This is a genomic window from Pseudomonas sp. F1_0610, assembly GCF_047470865.1.
Taxonomy (GTDB): domain Bacteria; phylum Pseudomonadota; class Gammaproteobacteria; order Pseudomonadales; family Pseudomonadaceae; genus JAZDRH01.
In genome coordinates, this window is record NZ_JAZDRH010000006.1 from 1 (window position 1) to 20,550 (window position 20,550).

The following is a 20,550-nucleotide window of genomic DNA, read 5'->3' on the forward strand; positions in this document are numbered from 1 at the left end:
GTATGTAAATTTCTAAAAATCTCAAGTATTATAAAATCTCTAAATTCGTTATTGTCATTAAATTCATATTTATAAGTTATGAATTTTAACAAAAATTTATTAGCAGAAACTATATCCCAAATTTTCTTTCGTTCCTCAATATTGATTTATTGAAACCGCAATATAATTTGTTCTTTTAATGAATAAATTTTTTCTTTTCTTTCATCAAAGACTTTTATCATGCTAAGTTTATTGTTTCTGTGTAAATCATTGTGATAATTATAAATTATCCCTAATCATTATTTTCTCGCTTAATATATTTTATAAAATTTTTAATCATAATTAGCTATTATATATTTAGGTTTACTAGCACTTATATTAGAATTATTCATTGACACATTATAACCCGCAATAACTCGGACTCCTCAATTTATCAATCTCCGTGCCATAAACACTCCTTATTGCGCTGCTTTTGCTGTGGACTGGAAAGCGCTAATAAAAAGCATCAACCAACCCAGCATAAAGAACACTCCTCCTATAGGTGTAACTATGCCCAAACCTAAGTTAGCCAAAGTTAAACAATAAATACTGCCTGAAAATAAGAGGATGCCAATCATAAAAAACAATCCTGAACACACAACAAGCTTTTGCGTTTTATGCCAGGACCAAATAGCCAACGCGAGCAATACTACTGCATGTAATAGTTGATATTGCACTGCTGTCTGAAAAGCCGCCAGCGCTGCTACGGATAGTTTTGTTTTTAAAGCATGTGAGCCTAACGCGCCTAGCATCACACCAGATAAACCAAAAAAGGCGGCACTTGCCATAAAAATACGAAACATTGCGATATTCCTCGAAAAATAAAATTTTAACTCTACGCACTCTTAAATCGATTCGCTAGCTCTTCTACATTTTAAGCTACAAAGAAGCTCGAAAAGCTTTTATGCTGTACGTGCAAAGTATCTTATAGGAAGGCTATGTTTAAACGCTTATTTAAATGGCTCTTAAAACTGAGTTTAGCGGCTATTGTTTTGAGTCTAGCTATGGTGCTCAGTGTAGGCTACTTCAACCCCAGTCACTCAGCACTAATGCTTGAGCGCAAACTAAGCCGCTGGCGGGCTAATGAATCTTACTCTATTGGCCGAGAATGGATTAGCTATGAGGAATTACCTGATGCATTAAAGCTCGCTGTAATTGCGGCAGAAGATCAACTATTCCCTGAACATAAAGGTTTTGACATTAACGCGATCGCAAAGGCTTTTAAGCGTAATAAAAGCCAATCGCGCACTACTTTTGGCGCAAGCACTATTAGCCAGCAAGTCGCAAAAAACCAATTTCTCTGGTCTGGACGTTCTTACCTACGCAAAGGAGTTGAAGTTTGGTTTACCTTTCTCATCGAAAGCACTTGGAGCAAGCAACGTATCCTTGAAGTTTATTTAAATAGTGTCGAATGGGGTGATGGTATTTTTGGAGCACAAGCAGCCGCCCAGTACTATTTTGGTAAAGATGCAAATCAACTAACACAAAGCCAAGCCAATCAAATGGCCGCCATTCTACCTAGCCCATTAACGCGCAGCGCCAGCCAACCTTCGGCTTATACAAAACAACGAGCAAACTGGATTAACCAGCAAATTCATCAGCTTGGCGGTGTTCAATTTTTACACAAACATGGGCTTTAATCATTCATCTGCTTTGTTATTGATGGCTAGCATTAATTGTGTAATTTGCTCAGCCTCCAGTGGCTCGCTGTAAAGATAGCCCTGTGCGTAGTCGCAGTCTATTGATTTTAAAAATGCTTCTTGTTCAAGTGTTTCAACACCTTCACACAATGCCTGCAAGCCTAATGTATGCAGTAGTTGCACTAAGATACGTAATAAGTTTTCATTATAGGTCGAAGGTAAAGCACGAATAAATGACTGATCTAATTTAACAACATCTACTGGCAGTTGTTGTAAATAACTTAATGATGAATACCCCGTCCCAAAGTCATCGATGGATAATTTAATCGATAACTCGCGTAGTTTTAATAGGTTAGCATTTACCATTGTAATATCATGCAAAAATGATGACTCTGTCAGTTCAATTTCAATCAACCTTGCATCAACATCTAGGCGTGTTATCTCTTCTTTAATAATATCTGGCAGTTGCGGTGTATTGGCTAAACTACCCGACAAGTTAATCGCCACTGAAAAATTCTCTAAACCAGCAGCTTGCCATAACCTAGCTTGCTGTACAGCTTCAACAGCAACCCAAAAAGTAATGGAACGAATCGCACCTATGCGTTCGGCGATAGGAATAAATACATCAGGAGTAATACTGCCTAGTACTGGATGATTCCAGCGCACTAAGGCTTCAACACCATAATAACGTCCTGTTCTTAGATCTTTTTTTAATTGATAGCGTAAACATAACTCACCACGGCGTGAAGCCCCCCACAAGGCTTCTTCAATGTTGCGCTGATAACGTAATTGAGCATCATCTTGCGCATCATAGTATTGGTAGAGGGCATCGGTATGGTCACGCACTAACGTCATGGCTAACTCAGCTTTACGTAATAACGCAGCAACACCTTTATCATCATCTGGAAAGAGCGCAATACCTATTTTTACGCGAAGATTAATGCTGTCGCCAAAAATAAAGGGGCGAGCAAATATTTTTTCAATGGTCTGCACTATGTGTTCGACATCATCCTTAATATCAATGCGCTTCACTAAACAAAATGAACTAGAAACCCGTGATAACAGAGACGCTTCATCCTCTAAAATCTTTAAACGCTGTGCAGACTCATACAGTAATTTATCTGCTACACGGTATCCATAACGCTCATTAATTTGCTTGAAATGCTCTAAGCCTATATAGAACACAGCATAGGATTCTGAGTCAGAGGCATGCTGTAGGCTCTTTTTCAAACAAGCACAAAGCTCTTGTAAGTTTAATAAGCCCGTAAGTGGGTCCAATCGTTTTGATTGATCTGTAATGCTTTGCTGAAAATCAGCAATTTCATCAAGAAGTTGATTTACGCGGGCGACCCACTCGCCTAATTCATCTTTTCGGTGTTTTTTAAGAACTTGAGGTAAGCGCTCTTTAGGCTTTCTTGGGTCAATCGACTTTATATACCTCAATAAACTAGCCAATGGATAGGTAAGAATATGACGATAAATCAAAGAGAGTAATAAGGCCAAAATCAGTGCATGCAATAAGCCTAATAAAATTCGCATATTCAAGGCATTTTGTGCCCACTGCTCCAATGTTTGGCTATTGGTGGTAAGAACTAGCTCAAGTTTTGGCTTGTCTTTTACATCTAGTACGCAACTGTATTTTTTCTCGGCAAATGAGAAGAAGGAAAATTCTTTTGTTTTATTATAGTTTTGATTGCTTAGTTCTTTAGCTACTCGCTGCTGATTTACTACTAGCTCAGCTTTTTTAATAGACATTAATACTGCAGCACTATCAAGTATTTGATTAACTTGTTGGCTATTCATATTTGAAATAGCCTGCTCAAGTTGTGGGCAGAAAGTCAATAAAGCACTTTGTACTTCTTGTTCAAATAAATTCTCTAAATCAGTAAACGAACGCCATACCTGTAGCACCGTCCAAAATAGGCTTAAGCTAAAGGATGTGATGATCACCCATAAAATCAAGCGTCTCGAAAGCTTATTGACCATAGCTTTGTATGCCTATCAAAATGATAGTTAATGTTATTATTAATTATAACTTAAAATGAAAAAGCCCAGCTAATGCTGGGCTCTCATTTGAAGTTTATTACGCAAAGTTTTTTGCTACAAACTCCCAATTAACAAGATTCCAAAATGCTTCTAGGTATTTTGGACGAGCATTACGATAATCAATATAATACGCATGTTCCCAAACGTCGCAAGTCAATAGTGCTTTATCTTGTGTAGTTAATGGGCAGCCTGCATTAGAAGTGCTCGTTAAAGCTAAAGAGCCGTCTGGTTTTTTCACTAACCAAGCCCAGCCTGAACCAAAAGTGCCAATCGCGGTTTTGGTAAATTCTTCTTTAAATTTCTCAAATGAACCAAATGCTTTGTTAATTGCATCGGCTAGTGCGCCAGTAGGTTCGCCACCTGCTTTAGGAGCTAGGCAATGCCAGTAAAAAGTATGGTTCCAAACTTGCGCTGCGTTGTTAAATATACCGCCTGTTGAGGTTTTAATAATCTCTTCTAGGCTTTTACCTTCAAACTCAGTACCCACCACTTGGTTGTTTAGATTAACAACATAAGTATTGTGGTGTTTGCTGTAGTGAAAATCTAAGGTTTCTGCAGAGATGTGTGGCTCTAGCGCATTTTTTTCATAAGGTAGTGCAGGTAATTCAAAAGCCATGGTTTTCTCCAGTAATATCAGGACAAGGCACAGAAAGTAATATTGCCTAGCATTATTAGCAGCAGGTCAACCTACTCAATTGCTCTATCATACACGGTTGCATCTTTGCTTGCACATGAAGGCAGCCACCTTTAATTGTGCAGGAAATGCATTCAATGAACATCAAACAGTATAGTGCAGAAAATTTAACGAACAACCTACAAAAAGTAAGTACTTATTACTTTATACTTTTATTTTAATTAATTTTGGCAATAAAAACCGCTACTTAAAATCCAGAACACTAGAGAAGTAGCGGCTTTCTAGGTTTACAAGCCTGACATAAATTGAATAGCTGATTTTAGCTCATCGTCAGAACAATCACTGCAAGTACCTTTAGGCGGCATTGCATTAAAACCTTGGATAGCTTGTTTAAGAAGACTATCTAGACCACCTTGTTCATCCGCACGTTGTTTCCATGCAGCGGTATCGCCTTTTTTCGGCGCGTCCAACAAGCCTGTAGCATGACAAGTAGTACAGAATTTATTGTAAACTTCTTCGCCAGTACGCGCACCACCACTAGCTGCAGCAACAACTGGAGCAGCTTTAGCACAAGGCTCGCCTGCCAAACACACTGTACTTAGTGGAGAAATACGCTCTGCAATCGCAGCATCATCTGACTCAGTGGCAGCCATAGCGCTAGCAGCCCAAAGAGTTACAACAGTAGCTTGTGCTACTAGTATTTTTTTCATTAGGTTCACAGTATACCCTCATTGTGGCTTTTCACACTCGCGGCCACGGACCTCACGAGCGCTCGGTAGTATACCTGCTGATAACGCAGACCGAAATAGTTGATCACTACACGAATCCATAAAGCAGGTATTTTCTTTATTCCAAATAGTATCTTGGCACACGTTTTAAATTGCAAAATAACTGATAAGAAATGGTATTAGCTGCACGTGCGATAACCTCTGCACTGACTTGTTTACCCCAAAGTTCTACAGGAGAACCCAAAGTAGCTTCTGCAATCGTTGTAATATCAACCGCCAACATATCCATAGAAACACGTCCTATAATTTTAGTAAGCTGGCCACAAACTGCAACAGGCGTACCTGAGTCGACTTGACGCGGATAACCATCAGCATAACCCATTGCAACAATGCCCACTCGCGTAGAACTGGGCGTAATATAGCGTGCACCATAACCAACAGGTTCGCCTGCGGCTAATTCTCGCACGCCAATTATCTGCGACGCTAAGGTCATTACTGGGATTAAAGCATTTGCTGGGGCTTGAGGCTCTTCAAAGGGGCTGCAACCATATAGCATAATGCCTGGTCGAACCCAGTCACTTGGCAACTCAGGCCAAGCCAAAATGCCAGGCGAATTGCGCATACTCACAGCTGAGTTCAGGCCTGCACGAGCGGCATTAAAGGTAATAAGTTGCTCTTTTGTCCTAGGCTGCTCTACTTCATCTGCTTGCGAAAGATGTGTCATTAACACAATGTTTGAGACATTCGGTGAGGCGTTCAGTGCTTGCCAAGCTTTTTTGTATTCTTCTGGCGCAAACCCCATACGGTGCATGCCTGAGTCCATTTTCAACCAGCACTGGATAGGGCGACTTAGTTGGGCCTGATTAATCGCTTCAAGCTGCCAAGCACTATGCACAGCCGTCCATAAATCATATTCAGCTATTAGGGCCAACTCATCCTTCACAAAAAAGCCTTCTAATAACAAAATAGGCTGAGTTACACCTGCTGCCCTTAGCACTAATGCTTCTTCTAAAAAGGCTACCGCAAAACCATCCGCCTCATGTAAGGCTTGCGCGCAACGTATTGATCCATGCCCATAAGCATCTGCTTTAACAACGGCCAACGCTTTTGCTTGAGTCAGTTGTTTAGCTAATAAATAATTGTGTTTTAAAGCAGCTAGATTAATAACAGCTTGTGCAGGACGCATGGCAAGAGTCAACCTTATATCAATCAACAAGGCCGCTTATCATCCGCCTCTTACCTTACAAATTCCAGTCTCAAATTCTACAAAAAGCAATTTATTAACTATTCTTTATCAGGCTTGTATAAGTAACCCAGCGCAAATTTTGCATAAAAAGTATCACTATTTACATTAAGCAGTGCTTTTCACCTAAGTTTAGGGCATATTTAGCGGCATTATTTAGCAATTAGGTTTTCTGATAGGAGTATCTCCTTTGCGCACTGAAACTTCAGCCCGTCGTCAACTGGATAAAATTGACTACAATATTCTGCGTATTTTACAAGAAGACGCCCGTATTTCATTTACTGAACTAGGCGAGCGGGTGGGCTTATCTACCACACCTTGTACAGAGCGTGTGCGCCGCATGGAGCGTGAAGGCATTATTGTTGGCTATAACGCACGCCTAAACCCACAAATGCTCAATGCAGGATTACTAGTTTTTGTTGAGATTAGCTTAGATTACAAATCAGGCGATATTTTTGAGTCTTTCCGTCAAGCTGCACTAAAGCTGCCTCATGTTTTAGAATGCCATTTAGTTTCTGGACATTTCGACTATTTGATTAAAGCACGCATCTGTGAAATGGCATCCTATCGCAAGCTGCTGGGTGATATTTTATTACGCCTGCCGAATGTGCGTGAATCAAAAAGCTACATTGTCATGGAAGAAGTAAAAGAAACTCTCAGCTTACCTTTAGACGGCAATAACTAAATCTTTATTTAAATAGCAAACAATAAAAAACCCGCCTTAGCAGCGGGTTTTTTATGTAGCTATTATCAATTACTTGATTTTAGCTTCTTTGTAAATCACGTGTTTACGCACAACTGGATCGTATTTTTTGATCTCAATTTTATCGGGCGTAGTACGTTTGTTTTTGTCGGTGGTGTAGAAATGGCCAGTACCAGCGCTAGACACCAAACGAATCAAATCACGCATGATTCTCTCCTAATTAAACCTTTTCACCGCGCGCGCGCAGTTCAGTTAATACAGCGTCGATGCCGCGTTTATCAATTACACGCATACCTTTTGCCGAAACACGTAGACGTACAAAGCGCTTCTCAGATTCAACCCAGAAACGATGGTACTGCAAGTTTGGCAGGAAACGACGACGGGTTTTGTTGTTAGCGTGGGAAACATTGTTCCCTGTAACTGGACCCTTACCAGTTACTTGACATACTCTTGACATACCTCAGCCCTCTAGAACCACATGCCCAACCCGGCATATGGGTTGGCTGCTTAAACTCAAATTTGATTAGCAAGTAGTTGAAAAACAGGGGTTTTCCAATCTTACACTAGGCTTTTTACCTAATCTTGCTAGGTTTTTAGTCAGCTTACTGAGCACCGCAAGCAGACTACACCCAGAAAAGAGCCACGCTTTATAGCAGAAATCCTCTTTCACAGCAAGAATCATAGGCAATTTGATCCACCTATCAGATAAATGGTGTCATGAAATCCAACCATTTTCCAGCATTGAGTAAGGTTCGCCGCTACCAACAATAAAATGATCCAAGACGCGCACATCAACTAACGCTAATGCATCACGAATTTTTTCAGTAATCATTTTATCTGCCTGGCTTGGCTCTGCCACACCCGATGGATGGTTATGCGTCAAGATCACTGCAGCGGCATTATTCGCTAATGCGCGCCTCACCACTTGTCTTGGGTAAACACTTGCACTGTCTATTGTGCCATAAAATAATGACTCAAAGGTAATTACTCGATGTTTTGCATCTAAAAATAAGCAGGCAAATATTTCATGGGGTTCATGCCTAAGTTGCGCTTTTAGAAAATCACGCACTGCCTGTGGACTTTCTAGAGCATTGCTACGCTCTAATGTCTCAGCTAAATAACGCCGGCTCATTTCTAAAACGGCTTGCAGCTGCACATACTTAGCCGGTCCTAGCCCTTGATGCGCAGTAAATTGAGCTATGTCCGCTTCAAACAAGGCACGTAAGCTGCCAAACTCTTTTAGGAGTAGGCGTGCTAAATCAACCACATTACAACCGACAACGCCTGTACGTAAAAAAATAGCAAGTAGCTCAGCGTTATCTAGTGTTCTAGCACCTTGGCGTAATAATTTTTCTCTGGGTTTTTGCTCGTCTGGCCATTGTTTAATATTCATATTGGCATTCCTTACCCATTAGCTGACTTAATTTAACGCTCCTCGCTATGCTATCTTAGTGTCTTTTCGATTGTTTGCCGGAAATAAAAGGGGCTAACTTCCTATGCATCGGCTACAAAATAAGCGAGTGGTACTTGGTATTGGCGGCGGTATTGCGGCTTACAAAAGCGCTGAATTGGTGCGTGCATTTAAAAAACAAGGCGCACAGGTTCATGTGGTTATGACCAAAAGTGCACAAGAATTTATCACCCCTCTCACCTTGCAAGCCTTATCTGGCAACCCTGTTCATACTGATTTGCTTGACCCAGCAGCTGAAGCAGCCATGGGCCATATTGAATTAGCACGCTGGGCGGATATCATTCTAATTGCACCTGCCACTGCTGACTTATTAGCACGCCTTGCTCAAGGGCAAGCGAATGACTTACTCACCGCGTTAGTACTGGCTGCCGACTCACCTATTGCGGTGGCGCCAGCTATGAACCAAGCCATGTGGCGTGATATGGCTACGCAACATAATTTGCAACAATTGCAAGATCGCGGTTTTTTAGTGTTTGGGCCAGCTTCAGGCGAGCAAGCTTGTGGCGATACGGGACTTGGCCGCATGGAGGAGCCCTTACAACTAGCGCAAGCAACGGCTGACCTGTTTGCGTGGCAAGCCTTATCTGGCAAGCATGTGCTAGTAACCGCTGGGCCAACGCGCGAAGACATTGATCCTGTTCGCTATATTAGCAACCACAGCTCTGGAAAAATGGGCTTTGCCATAGCGCAAGCTGCCGCTGATGCAGGCGCCAGGGTAACGCTAATCAGCGGGCCTGTGCATTTAGCTACGCCTGACCGAGTGCAACGGGTGAACGTAAATACGGCGTTAGAAATGCTCGCAGCCTGCGAGCAGCATATGCCTTGTGATGTATTTATTGCAGCGGCTGCGGTAGCTGATTACCGGCCAGCCCAGATTGCTAGTCATAAAATGAAGAAAGACCCAAACAGTGTCGATGGTTTAACACTACAGCTGATACGCAACCCTGATATCCTTTCCACTATTGCTCACCGAGCAGATCGTCCATTTAGTGTGGGCTTTGCCGCAGAAACGCAAGACTTATTAGACTATGCTAGTAGTAAGTTAACAGCGAAAAATTTAGATCTAATTGTGGCTAATGATGTATCAAATCATGCAATTGGTTTTAATAGTGAAGATAATGCCATTACCATTATCGACAAAAACCAGCAGCAGACTGTTTTTGCGCAAACCAGTAAAAGCAAAATTGCTCAACAACTCGTTCAATTTATCGCTCAACGTTTATTACAGGCTTAACTGACATGCATTCGTTACAAGCTAAAATTTTAGATGCTCGCCTTGGCAATGACTTCCCATTACCAGCCCATGCTACAACAGGTTCTGCTGGAATCGACTTACGCGCTATGCTTAAGCAAGATGTTGAGCTAAGCCCTGGCGAAACCATCTTAATTCCAACAGGGTTAGCTATTTATATTGAAGATCCTAATTTAGCAGCACTTGTTCTACCTCGCTCAGGTTTAGGTCATAAACATGGCATTGTTTTAGGCAATTTAGTTGGTTTGATTGACTCAGACTATCAAGGCGAACTCATGGTTTCTTGCTGGAATCGCGGCCAAGATAGCTTCACCATTAAAGTAGGCGAACGAATTGCTCAGTTAATGCTAGTACCTGTTGTTCAAACACAACTATCTATTGTTAATGATTTTATTGCTACCGAGCGTGGAGCAGGTGGCTTTGGTCATACCGGAAAGCAATAAGTAGGCTTGCATTACAAGGAGATCACATGGGCAGCAGTCGTCGCTCAAGCACAAAATTTGAGTTAAGTACTCTCTTACCCTCTATTATTATATTTTTAGTTGGTATTATTACAGCAGGGATGGTTGCCACTTTTTATGATGATCAAAGTAGCGACTCTGAGCGTATCTATCTCTCGCGCCTTGGCAATGAACAATCCAATGCACTATCCTCAGCAATTAGTGCTTTAGATTCAGATGCTGTCAGCTTGAGTCGATCAAACCAAGTTATTGGTTTTATTCTTAAGCAAACCAATGCTAGCAATGCTGCGCTTTCTCGATCTTTAATAGGCCGTAGTACAGCGCAGTCCGCTTTTTTTTCTGCACCTGGACAAGCTCAGGTTGATACCAGTGGAAAAACACCTATTACTTTCACTGCCGTCAATATGATCACCTACGCTGAAACACAAAAGGAAACGCCTCCAGTTGAAGCCTTGCAGGTAAACAACCAGTGGTTGGTATTTCGGGTCGTCCCTATTTATGACAATAACACGCTATTGGGCACGCTGCTGCTAACCTACCCTCTAGAATCCTTGACTCAGCAGCTACCTCCTTTTGACCAATCTATTGCAAAGATTGAACTGATACAAAAATTTCCTAACACCCCCGCTCAAACGCTCTATAGTGCTGGTAAAGCCAAAGAGCTGAGCACACCTTTTGCCTTTGAAACCAGTAACCCTCATTGGTCGTTGAGCATCACTGCTGGCCCTCGCCTAGCTACTAGTGGTTCTTGGATATCAACAGCTATTGGTATTGGCATTGCACTAATTGGATTGATAGGCGCCTATTTACTTTGGGTATATCGCGCAAAAAACCACCATGATGATTATTCATCTGAGCCTCTCGATGACTTCCATTTAGAGCGTCTAAAAAGCCAAACTGCGGTTTCTAAAAAAGCTGCACCCATTGCTATCAAAGTACAGCCTACACAAAATGGTAGGGCAGTTTTTGATGCTGACCTTGCTGCCAGTGGTTTAATCATCACTGAAGACGAACATCCACCTGCAGTTGCACCTACCGAGCACATTGCAGAGGATCTGAATAAAGATGTATTTGCCTTTCTTGACTTAGATATTTCCAAAGAGAATGAAGTTAAATCTCAACCTATGAACAGCTCAATCAAAAGCCCTGCTGGGCATTTAATATCGACTGAAATATTCCGTGCTTATGACATTCGAGGCATTATCAACCAAACACTCAATACGGATGTTGCCTATTGGGTAGGTCGTGCGATTGGTGCTGAAAGCCTTGCTCATAAAGAGCCTAATGTAGCCGTGGCACGCGATGGACGCTTATCGAGTCCTGCGCTATCTAAAGCATTGATCCAAGGTTTGCTCGAAAGTGGCTGTCATGTATCAGATATAGGTATGGTACCAACGCCTGTTTTGTATTTTGCAACTAATGTCTTAAAAGGACGTTCTGGTGTTATGTTAACTGGCAGCCATAATCCTCCTGATTATAATGGGTTTAAAGTGGTTATTGCAGGAGATACTTTATCTGGTGAGCGTATTACAGCTCTTGCTAGGCGCATCCAAGACAACCAGCTAGAACCAGGACAAGCGCAAGGCCAGCTCAAAACTGGCAACCTATTGCCTACTTACATTGAACGTATCACCACAGATATTAAGCTTAAGCGCCCACTAAAAGTCGTCATTGATTGTGGCAATGGCGTAACTGGCGTAGTTGCACCTGAACTCTACAAAAAATTAGGTTGTGATGTTATTCCGCTCTACTGTGAGGTGGATGGTAATTTTCCAAACCATCACCCAGACCCAAGCAAAGCAGAAAACGTCAAAGATCTTATTGCTGCCGTAGCCAAATATAATGCTGATGTAGGCTTAGCTTTTGATGGCGATGGTGATCGTGTTGCTATTATCACTAATACAGGCAACCAACCTTTTGCTGATCATCTGTTAAAAGTCTTTACTAAGGATGTACTCGCGCGCAATCCTGGGGCAGAAGTGATCTATGATGTGAAGTGCTCACGTCGCTTAACGCAAGTTATTCAAGAAAACGGTGGTAAGCCAACCATGTGGCGCACTGGACACTCTCTGATCAAAGCGAAAATGAAAGAAACAGGCGCGCTATTAGCTGGAGAAATGAGCGGCCATATCTTCTTTAAAGAACGCTGGTATGGCTTTGACGACGGCTTATATGCCGGTGCGCGCTTATTAGAAATTCTAGCCAATAGTAATCAGCCGTGCCAAGCACTCTTTGATCAATTTCCTACTGATGCCTCTACGCCCGAAATTAACATTACGGTATCAGAAGCGAATAAGTTTCAATATATCCAACGCCTACAAGAAAAAGGCTTTTGGGGTGATGGCAAAACAACCACTATTGATGGTATAAGAGTTGATTACAGCAATGGCTGGGGGCTGATTCGTGCCTCTAACACTACACCAGTGCTGGTTCTACGTTTTGAAGGTGAAACCGCGAAAGACGTTGAGCAAATTAAATCTATTTTCCGCGAACAACTAAAAGAAGTTGTGCCTGAAGTGCCTGTCTTTATTTAGGCCAACTGGAGTCTAGTAATGACCTTAAACCGCGCTGATGCTGCCCATGTTGCAGAAGTTTTATCAGAAGCCTTACCCTACATCCGCCGTTTTGTTGGCAAAACCTTGGTTGTAAAGTACGGTGGCAATGCGATGGAAAGCGAAACTCTTAAACAAGGTTTTGCACGCGATATCGTACTGATGAAAGCCGTTGGTATTAACCCTGTTGTTGTGCATGGCGGCGGGCCACAGATTGGTGATTTATTGAAACGACTGAACATCGAAAGCCGTTTTGTCGATGGCATGCGTGTGACTGATACGCAAACCATGGACGTCGTAGAAATGGTTTTAGGTGGTCAAGTCAACAAAGATATTGTTAACCTGATCAATAATCATGGAGGAAAGGCGATCGGCTTAACAGGGCAAGATGCAGGTTTAATTCGCGCACGTAAATTAACCGTAACACGTCAAACTCCTGAAATGACTACACCTGAAATCATAGATATCGGACAAGTTGGTGAAGTCGCTAGCGTCAATTCAGCATTGCTAAATATGCTGGTGAACAGCGACTTTATCCCCGTAGTTGCGCCTATTGGTGTTGGCGCTAACGGTGAGTCTTATAACATTAATGCTGATTTAGTAGCAGGCAAAATTGCTGAAGCATTACAAGCAGAAAAATTAATGTTATTAACCAATATTGCTGGTCTGATGAACAAAGAGGGTGAAGTACTAACAGGATTAACCACGGCTCAAGTCGACGAGTTAATTGCTGATGGTACTATTTATGGCGGCATGCTGCCAAAAATTCGTTGTGCACTAGAAGCGGTTCAAGGTGGTGTAAAAAGTGCGCATATTGTCGATGGACGAGTACCTAACGCTGTCTTGTTAGAAATATTCACCGATAATGGCGTAGGTACTTTAATCACTAATCACTGATCAGCGTTCCACTGCACAGAGGAGTTATAATGAATAACGCTGAGTCTGTGCAGTCTCCACTGCTTCCGCTGAAAATCATAGCTACAGATGTAGCTTTGCCTTCGCAAAAAGTACTCTCCAGCGAAATTGATCAACGCCTTGGCTTGGCTGTAGGCTATACGCAAAAGCTATCAGGCATAGAGTATCGTTTCCATGCCACCAGCACAGAGTCACAAGCTCAACTCGCTGCTCAAGCCATAACCCGTTGCTGCACCTCGGCAAACATTGAGCCTGAATCTATTGATTTACTGATTTCCGCCTGTGCCGTTCCGGTGCAAGCACTGCCCTGCACCGCAGCCCATATTTTACAAGCCAGCCCGTTAAAAGATGGACTGGCCTGTTTTGACATCAATGCGAGCTGTGTCAGTTTTATAACTGCACTACAAGTGGCCGCAAGCCTGTTAAATACTAGTCATTACAAACGTATCTGTATTGTCTCCGCAGATCTGGCTTCGCGTGGTATTGATTGGCAGCATGAAGAATCTTCGATGATTTTTGGTGATGGTGCTGCTTGTGTCATTGTTGAACGCGGTAATGGTAGGTCTGGCATTGTTAGCCAGCGCTTTGAAACCTATACCGAAGGTTTACATTACTGCGAAATTCCTGCTGGCGGTACGCTGCGTAATCCTAGAAGCGGTATGTGTGAGCAAGATTTTCTATTTCATATGGATGGCAAACGTGTTTTTCGTCTCGCCTCCTCTTTAGTTGAAGGCTATATGCAACGCTTGCTAGAAGGTGCAAATATTAGCCTTGATCAGATAGCTACTATTATTCCCCACCAAGCCAGTCACCTGTCCTTAGCCCATATGCGTAAACGCTTAGCTGTTAACCCTGAAATCTTAATTGATATTTATCGCTACCATGGTAATCAAGTGGCGGCTTCTTTGCCTTTTGCACTGCATAGCGCTCGTCTTAAACAACGGCTAGTAACAGGAAAGCCCGCGTTATTAATCGGTACTGCAGCTGGACTCACCTTTGGCGGAATGGTCTTTATTCCATGAAATATCTCGTAAGCGGTGCTACCAGCGGTCTTGGCCGCAACGCTGTTGATTATTTGCTGGCTCAAGGGCAGCAAGTGGTTGCCTTAGGCCGTAACCAGCAGGTGGGTGAACAGCTTCAAACACAAGGGGCGCAATTTATCGCTATTGATTTAAGCCAGGCGCCAGTTGCCGATATTAAAGCCATTATGCAAGGCTGTGATATTGTTTGGCATTGCGCTGCTAAGTCATCACCGTGGGGGGATTATAGCGATTTTTACGCCAACAATGTGTGGGCTACGGAATGCTTAGCTAAAGCCGCTGGTGAACTTGGCATCACTCGCTTTGTGCATATTTCTACGCCAGCCATCTATTTTTGCTTTAAACATTTGGCAGATATTAAAGAAGATTTTCTTAGCCCTCAATTTGCTAACCATTACGCGCGCACTAAGTTTATGGCCGAGCAATCTATCCTCCAGCTTACGGCAATCTATCCACACACCACTTTTGTCATTTTGCGACCGCGTGGTTTATTTGGTCCTTATGATCAAGTCATACTGCCACGTGTTCTTGCCCAAGTAGGTAAGCGCAATGGTCAACTTCCCTTACCAGCAGGCGGTAAAAACAAGCTTGATCTAACCTTTGTACTCAATGTAGTACATGCCATGGAGCTGGCCAGTCACGCTCAAGTTGTCTCTGGTAGCCGTTACAATATTAGCAATCAAGAACCCTTGCCCTTGGCTGAGCTTTTACAGCAACTCTTTGCTCAACTGGATAAAAGCTACCGTATTAAGAATGTGCCTTACTGGCTAGCTTATAGTTTGGCTAGCATTGCCGAACTACTGGGGCATCTGCGTAAAAAAGAACCATCACTCACACGTTATAGTCTTGGCGCCAGCTATTTTGAAATGACCTTAAACGCAGATAAAGCCAAACAAGAGCTGGGTTATGAACCACTCTATACTCTAGCTCAGGGTGTTGAAATCACTGCACAATGGTTAAATAAAAATGGCTAAAATCAAAACCTATGAAGTGGGATACTGCACGCATCCAGGCTGTATGGCGCTAAAAGGGGCTAGTTGGCGTGTTTGTCAATTTCCAGCACGCGCCTGGCTGATTGAAGCCAATCAAAAACGCTGGTTATTAGATACGGGCTATGCTTCGCATTTTCATGAGCAAACACAACAAGGCATCTTGCAGCTCTACCCCAAAGTGACTCCTGTTTTTTTTCAAAACCACCAAGCTTTAGTGCATCAACTGGCGACCGAGGGTATTAGGCCTAACGATTTATCCGGCATTATTATTTCGCACTTTCATGGCGACCACATTGCTGGTTTAAAAGATTTTCCTTTATTAGATCTGATTTGCGCTGAACAGGGCTGGCTAGCAACAAAAAATCTGCGGGGGTTCTCTGCCTTACGCAAAGCGTTTGTCCCGGGCCTGATGCCAGTTGACACAGAAGCGCGCTTGTCCTTTATCGAGCGCTTCAAAGCAAGTCAGTTACCAACTGAACTCAGCATGTTTGAAGTAGGTTATATTCTGCCCCACAGCAATGATGAAGTTATTCTTATTCCATTGCCTGGTCATGCCGCAGGACATATTGGCGTAGCGGTATTAACCGAAGCGGGCTGGCAGATTCTAGCCAGTGACGCCGCTTGGTCGCCAACCAATTATATAGAATTACGCGGCCCTTCTATTTTGGCTTATAGCATTATGGATGACCGTAAAGCCTACTTCGCCACCTTAAAAAAACTTCAGCAAGCTCACTTACAAGGGCTCAATATTAGCCTTTGCCATGAAGGTGATCTCTTATGATGCTGCGTGTTTTATGGCATTACTGGAGGACTAAAGGTTTAAAATTTAAGCAACGCAGTCAACTAGAGGCCTATCAACAACGTAGATTTACTCAGTTCAAAAAAACGGTCTTAGCCCGTAGTCCGTATTTTAGTGCTTTCCTAGAACAGCCATTAAGCACTTGGCCCATCATGAATAAAAGCACCATGATGGAGCATTTCAATGTGATGAACACACAGGGGCTAGATAAAGATCAGCTCTTGGCTTGCGCGCAACAAAGTGAAGTTTCACGTGATTTTTCACCCCGCTTAGGCCCGTTTAGCGTTGGCTTATCTTCAGGTACTTCTGGGCGGCGTGGATTATTTGTTGTTCAGCCTAAAGAGCAAGCTATTTGGGCAGGCGGCATGCTCAGTAAAATGTTACCTAAAGGTTTGTTTGCAGGAGAAAAGGTAGCTTTATTTCTACGTGCAAATAACAACCTTTATACTAGCGTCAATAGCCGTTTTTTAAGTTTAAAATTCTTTGACTTGCTAACTAATTTTGCACAACACCTGCGCCAACTAGAAAGCTACCAGCCAAGCATTATTGTTGCACCTGCTCAAGTATTACGCGCTTTAGCTCTGGCTAAACAGCAAGGTTTAGCTATTAATCCGAAAAAAGTTATATCCGTGGCAGAAGTGCTAGACGCTCAAGACAAAGCCTTACTTGAAGCCACCTTTACCCAAGTAGGCGAAGTTTACCAAGCCACTGAAGGTTTCTTAGCTGCAACCTGCGCACATGGGAACTTGCACCTCAATGAAGAGTTTTTGATTGTTGAACAAAAATGGTTAGATGATCAGCGCTTTAACCCTATCATTACTGACTTCACACGCATTACACAGCCAATTATTCGTTACCAACTAGACGATATTTTAGTAAAACGCACAACTGCTTGTCCTTGTGGCAGTGTGTGTATGGCGCTAGAGCGCATTGAAGGTAGGAATGACGACCAATTATTACTACCTAACCTGCAAGGCCAGCATACCGCCGTTTTTGCTGATCTCTGCTCACGCGTGATTGCCAATAATCTACCTCTTGATTGTGATTACCGACTAACACAAGAGGGTTTAACCCTTTATCTACAAGCACCTTGCACTGAAGCAGAATTAACACAGTGTCAACAAGGCTTAACTCAAGCCTTTATTGAACAAGGTATTAATATTCAGCCTATTAATTGGCAATTGTCTAACCAGCCAATTGAGACTGACCTATACAACAAACGCCGCCGTATTTTGCGTAGAGATCGACTATGAACTGGTATAAGCGTTTAGCTTTTTGTTTACTTGGTTGGGGCAGCGTTGGTGTGGTTTACTCATTAACCGATGCGTTACAAGCCGATGGTTTTGTATTAACCCCCAGCGTTATAGATACAGCATTGGGTTTTCACCCTGAAGCCATCTGGTTGTATCTTTCCTTTTTTATAGTTATTCCACTGGCTTATTTGCTAGCCCCAGCTAAACGAGTAAAGCCTTTAGCGCATAGTATGCAATTCGCTGCTATTGGCTCAGGTGTCATTTTCTTGATTTTTCCGACTACCTTAGTTTATCCGCAGTATCAACCGCAGTCTTCATTGAGCACACAACTACTAAGCCAACTTATAGCTGTAGATTCGGCACAAAACCTGCTGCCCTCATTACATGTTTCATTATCCATTTTAGCTGGTTGGGCGTTATGGCAGCCTCATAAGTGGGGGCGCAATATAATATTTAGTAGCTGGATTCTACTAATTTGCTTATCGATCTTGTTACTCAAACGTCACTTATTTATTGATCTAGTGGCAGGTACGGCCTTAGCAACTGTGGTTATCTGTAGCTATGCTCAGAAAGCTAGTCAGCGGAGGGCAAATGCATATGAATGACCTTACTTTCCCTATTATTTTCATGCTTATCATGGTGACGTTAGAAGGGCTCTATCTAGAGTTTAAGCGCCATATTGTGGTGGATTGGCATGATATTAGTTTTAACCTAAATTCTGGGCATATTATGCTCTGGCTATTTCGCGGGTTAGAAATTTTTTGCTATGGTTGGATTGCTCACCATTTTTCACTGAATTTATTGAAAAACTGGCACCCAGCTTGGGTTTGGGTGTTTGCTATTATTGCTTGGGATTTTGGCTTTTACTGGCTGCATCGACTGCATCATAAAATTCCTGTGTTGTGGGCCATACACAAAGTACATCACCAAGGCGAACAGTTTAATTTATCCCTGGCAGTACGCAACTCTTGGTATTCCTCCTTATCCTCCATTCCATTTTTTGCCTTGTTAGCTATTATTGGTGTGCCACTGCCTGTATTCATTGCCGTTTCCATACTCCATTACAGCATACAGTTTTTTAACCACAGCGCGGTCATCCCTCGTTTAGGCATACTTGAGCGAATTTTAGTAACGCCTTTGCACCATAAAGTGCACCATGTAAAAGATTTTTATTACAGTAATCGTAATTTTGGTGGCAGTTTTATTATCTGGGATAAGCTCTTTGGCAGCTTTGAAAAATTACCACCAAACTACAACATTGGCATTGGCGGGCCAGCCAGCTCAAACAATCCAGTTACAGCTAGCAATGCTCCCTTTTTAGCTTTGTTCAATATTCAACTGCCTCAATCGACGCCTATACGCCGCTTTACAGTTAATAACTTTTTAATTACCAGCGCTACCTTACTGCTCTTTGGTTGGGTTATTAGCTATGTGTATTTTTATGGTTATGGCTATGATGGTAATACCTCACTGCCTCAGGTTGTGCTATTTCTATTATTAGTAATAGGCACCGTTGCTATTGCAGGATTAACTGATGGGAAACGCTGGGGCTTAGCACTGTGGATGATATTGGCAATAAGCTTTCCTTTAATTTTTGTTCTGCTTTGGCAGTGGACTTCGCTAGTTTTTTTATTGTTATCTATTGCGCTACTGGTACATGCCAGCGCACTCAGCTTAGGCTATGGGCGTAATCCTTATGCCTGCGCTTAAAACACTCAGTTATAACCGAGCACAAGAGTTTTCTTTTCATCAGCAATTGATGCAAAGGGCCAGTGCTTACCTTGCGCAAAAGCAAGATCATAAATTTGCTGATTTCTCAGTTTTTTGGCGCATCATACTCTTAAGCGTACTGGCAATAGCGGGTTATTGCTTGGTTTTGACACAAGATTCCATTGTTTTATTTGCCTTAGGTTTCTGCCTATTCTTTTTTTGCAGCATGCTGATGAATCTCACAGGGCATCATGATTCAACTCACAGTGCGCTTTTTCGAAAGCGCTGGATGAATCGTTGTTTTAGCCGCTTGGTTACCCTACCTTTAGGGGTTGACCCTGACTACTGGCGAGTACGCCATACTCAGTTTCACCATGTTTATCCTAATATTGAACCTTATGATTTAGACATGGAAGAAAACGGGATTTTACGCCAAAGCCCCTATCAAGAATGGAAGCCACATATGCGCTATCAGCTGTGGTACTGGCCTTTAGTAGCGGCGCTATCACTACCCTATATCGCCTGGGTCTTTGATTGGTCTGACCGCCTTGGCAAAACTCAACTAAAATACACCTCTGTCTTGCGTGGCGTGTCGGGCTGGGTTGTATTTATAAGTTTTAAGCTTTTGCATTTAATTATAGCTTTAGTACTGCCCATTTATTTCGCCAGTGCTCATGGTATTAGCACAGGAACCGTAGTGTTAATTTACTGCCTTGCGCAAATGCTATGTTCCCTTGTAGTGGTCTTATTACTACTAGGCACTCACTGGGCTGAAGCTAAGTTCTACCAGCTACCAGAAGGTGGAAAAATGTCGATCGGCTGGTATGCACTAAACTTTAATACAACATGCGATTGGCATTTACCTCGCTGGGCTTATCCTTGGCTTGGTGGTATTAATCTGCACCTTACACATCACCTGTTTCCGAACTGGAGTTATCGCCATTACCCAGCATTAGCTAAAATTATTGGCGAGTTGGCTAGAGAGCAGCACATGCCTTATCGCTACCTTAGCCAACGCGAACTATTCCAATCACAACGACGTTTTTTAACTGCAATGGCGCAAAGAAATGATGCATCAAGTAAAGGCTAGACT

Annotated in this window: 21 protein-coding genes; 13 read left to right on the top strand and 8 right to left on the bottom strand. The window is 42.5% G+C overall.

Translation table 11 applies throughout. The annotated features are described in order from the left end of the window. Window positions 1–437: 437 nt before the first annotated feature. The gene (locus tag VQ643_RS04885) at window positions 438–821 is read right to left on the bottom strand and encodes a DUF423 domain-containing protein (protein WP_414198169.1); all 384 of its coding nucleotides are present in this window, start codon (window positions 819–821) and stop codon (window positions 438–440) included. A 135-nt stretch (window positions 822–956) separates the two neighbouring features. Here VQ643_RS04885 and mtgA point away from each other — a divergent pair, with 135 nt between their 5' ends. Further along, complete coding sequence (gene mtgA / locus VQ643_RS04890; RefSeq protein WP_414198170.1) at window positions 957–1,658, top strand: monofunctional biosynthetic peptidoglycan transglycosylase; 702 nt, start codon at window positions 957–959, stop codon at window positions 1,656–1,658. On the opposite strand, the gene VQ643_RS04895 is transcribed toward mtgA, so the two are convergent. From VQ643_RS04895 to alr, 4 genes are all read right to left on the bottom strand, one after another. Further along, window positions 1,659–3,644 carry a putative bifunctional diguanylate cyclase/phosphodiesterase gene (locus VQ643_RS04895; RefSeq protein ID WP_414198171.1) on the bottom strand — a complete coding sequence of 662 codons (1,986 nt, stop codon included), beginning with the start codon at window positions 3,642–3,644 and terminating at the stop codon, window positions 1,659–1,661. Between the two features lie 97 nt (window positions 3,645–3,741). Further along, a complete protein-coding gene (sodB, locus tag VQ643_RS04900; protein ID WP_414198173.1) occupies window positions 3,742–4,320 on the bottom strand; it encodes a superoxide dismutase [Fe] in 579 nt (192 codons plus the stop codon). Window positions 4,321–4,625: 305 nt separating this feature from the next. Next, a complete protein-coding gene (locus VQ643_RS04905; protein ID WP_414198174.1) occupies window positions 4,626–5,057 on the bottom strand; it encodes a c-type cytochrome in 432 nt (143 codons plus the stop codon). Window positions 5,058–5,184: 127 nt separating this feature from the next. Further along, complete coding sequence (alr, locus tag VQ643_RS04910) at window positions 5,185–6,252, bottom strand: alanine racemase (protein WP_414198175.1); 1,068 nt, start codon at window positions 6,250–6,252, stop codon at window positions 5,185–5,187. A gap of 247 nt (window positions 6,253–6,499) precedes the next feature. On the opposite strand from alr, the gene VQ643_RS04915 reads away from it, so the two are divergent. Further along, window positions 6,500–6,994, top strand: a complete 495-nt coding sequence (locus VQ643_RS04915) for a winged helix-turn-helix transcriptional regulator (RefSeq protein WP_414198176.1) — start codon at window positions 6,500–6,502, stop codon at window positions 6,992–6,994. 69 nt (window positions 6,995–7,063) lie between these two features. On the opposite strand, the gene rpmG is transcribed toward VQ643_RS04915, so the two are convergent. The 3 genes from rpmG to radC all read right to left on the bottom strand — a co-directional run bounded on the left by rpmG (window position 7,064) and on the right by radC (window position 8,405). Then, window positions 7,064–7,219: a 50S ribosomal protein L33 gene (gene rpmG, locus VQ643_RS04920; RefSeq protein WP_014854577.1), complete on the bottom strand. Its 156-nt coding sequence runs from the start codon at window positions 7,217–7,219 to the stop codon at window positions 7,064–7,066. 13 nt (window positions 7,220–7,232) lie between these two features. Then, entirely contained in the window at window positions 7,233–7,469 is a 237-nt protein-coding gene (rpmB, locus tag VQ643_RS04925; protein WP_414198177.1) for a 50S ribosomal protein L28, read from the bottom strand. A 258-nt stretch (window positions 7,470–7,727) separates the two neighbouring features. Continuing rightward, window positions 7,728–8,405, bottom strand: coding sequence for a RadC family protein (radC, locus tag VQ643_RS04930; protein WP_414198178.1), 678 nt, complete (start codon window positions 8,403–8,405; stop codon window positions 7,728–7,730). 103 nt (window positions 8,406–8,508) lie between these two features. Between radC and coaBC the strand changes: the two genes are divergently transcribed. Genes coaBC through VQ643_RS04985 form a run of 11 tightly spaced genes read left to right on the top strand, consistent with a single transcriptional unit; the run spans window position 8,509 to window position 20,547 of the window. Next, window positions 8,509–9,717: a bifunctional phosphopantothenoylcysteine decarboxylase/phosphopantothenate--cysteine ligase CoaBC gene (gene coaBC, locus VQ643_RS04935; RefSeq protein ID WP_414198179.1), complete on the top strand. Its 1,209-nt coding sequence runs from the start codon at window positions 8,509–8,511 to the stop codon at window positions 9,715–9,717. Window positions 9,718–9,722: 5 nt separating this feature from the next. Further along, complete coding sequence (gene dut, locus VQ643_RS04940) at window positions 9,723–10,178, top strand: dUTP diphosphatase (protein ID WP_414198180.1); 456 nt, start codon at window positions 9,723–9,725, stop codon at window positions 10,176–10,178. A gap of 26 nt (window positions 10,179–10,204) precedes the next feature. Next, window positions 10,205–12,730: a phosphomannomutase/phosphoglucomutase gene (locus tag VQ643_RS04945; RefSeq protein WP_414198181.1), complete on the top strand. Its 2,526-nt coding sequence runs from the start codon at window positions 10,205–10,207 to the stop codon at window positions 12,728–12,730. A gap of 18 nt (window positions 12,731–12,748) precedes the next feature. Beyond that, window positions 12,749–13,645, top strand: a complete 897-nt coding sequence (gene argB, locus VQ643_RS04950; RefSeq protein ID WP_414198182.1) for an acetylglutamate kinase — start codon at window positions 12,749–12,751, stop codon at window positions 13,643–13,645. Between the two features lie 29 nt (window positions 13,646–13,674). Further along, entirely contained in the window at window positions 13,675–14,685 is a 1,011-nt protein-coding gene (locus VQ643_RS04955; protein ID WP_414198183.1) for a 3-oxoacyl-[acyl-carrier-protein] synthase III C-terminal domain-containing protein, read from the top strand. Beyond that, complete coding sequence (locus tag VQ643_RS04960; protein ID WP_414198184.1) at window positions 14,682–15,677, top strand: NAD-dependent epimerase/dehydratase family protein; 996 nt, start codon at window positions 14,682–14,684, stop codon at window positions 15,675–15,677. The genes VQ643_RS04955 and VQ643_RS04960 overlap by 4 nt, the downstream gene beginning before the upstream one ends. Beyond that, a complete protein-coding gene (locus tag VQ643_RS04965) occupies window positions 15,670–16,476 on the top strand; it encodes an MBL fold metallo-hydrolase (protein ID WP_414198185.1) in 807 nt (268 codons plus the stop codon). Before VQ643_RS04960 ends, VQ643_RS04965 begins: the two co-directional genes overlap by 8 nt. After that, window positions 16,473–17,747, top strand: coding sequence for a F390 synthetase-related protein (locus VQ643_RS04970; RefSeq protein ID WP_414198186.1), 1,275 nt, complete (start codon window positions 16,473–16,475; stop codon window positions 17,745–17,747). The genes VQ643_RS04965 and VQ643_RS04970 overlap by 4 nt, the downstream gene beginning before the upstream one ends. Continuing rightward, window positions 17,744–18,352: a phosphatase PAP2 family protein gene (locus tag VQ643_RS04975; RefSeq protein WP_414198187.1), complete on the top strand. Its 609-nt coding sequence runs from the start codon at window positions 17,744–17,746 to the stop codon at window positions 18,350–18,352. The genes VQ643_RS04970 and VQ643_RS04975 overlap by 4 nt, the downstream gene beginning before the upstream one ends. Beyond that, window positions 18,345–19,457, top strand: a complete 1,113-nt coding sequence (locus VQ643_RS04980; protein WP_414198188.1) for a sterol desaturase family protein — start codon at window positions 18,345–18,347, stop codon at window positions 19,455–19,457. The genes VQ643_RS04975 and VQ643_RS04980 overlap by 8 nt, the downstream gene beginning before the upstream one ends. Then, window positions 19,444–20,547 (top strand): fatty acid desaturase family protein, encoded by a 1,104-nt coding sequence (locus VQ643_RS04985; protein ID WP_414198189.1) that lies wholly within the window; start codon window positions 19,444–19,446, stop codon window positions 20,545–20,547. The genes VQ643_RS04980 and VQ643_RS04985 overlap by 14 nt, the downstream gene beginning before the upstream one ends. Window positions 20,548–20,550 lie beyond the last annotated feature (3 nt).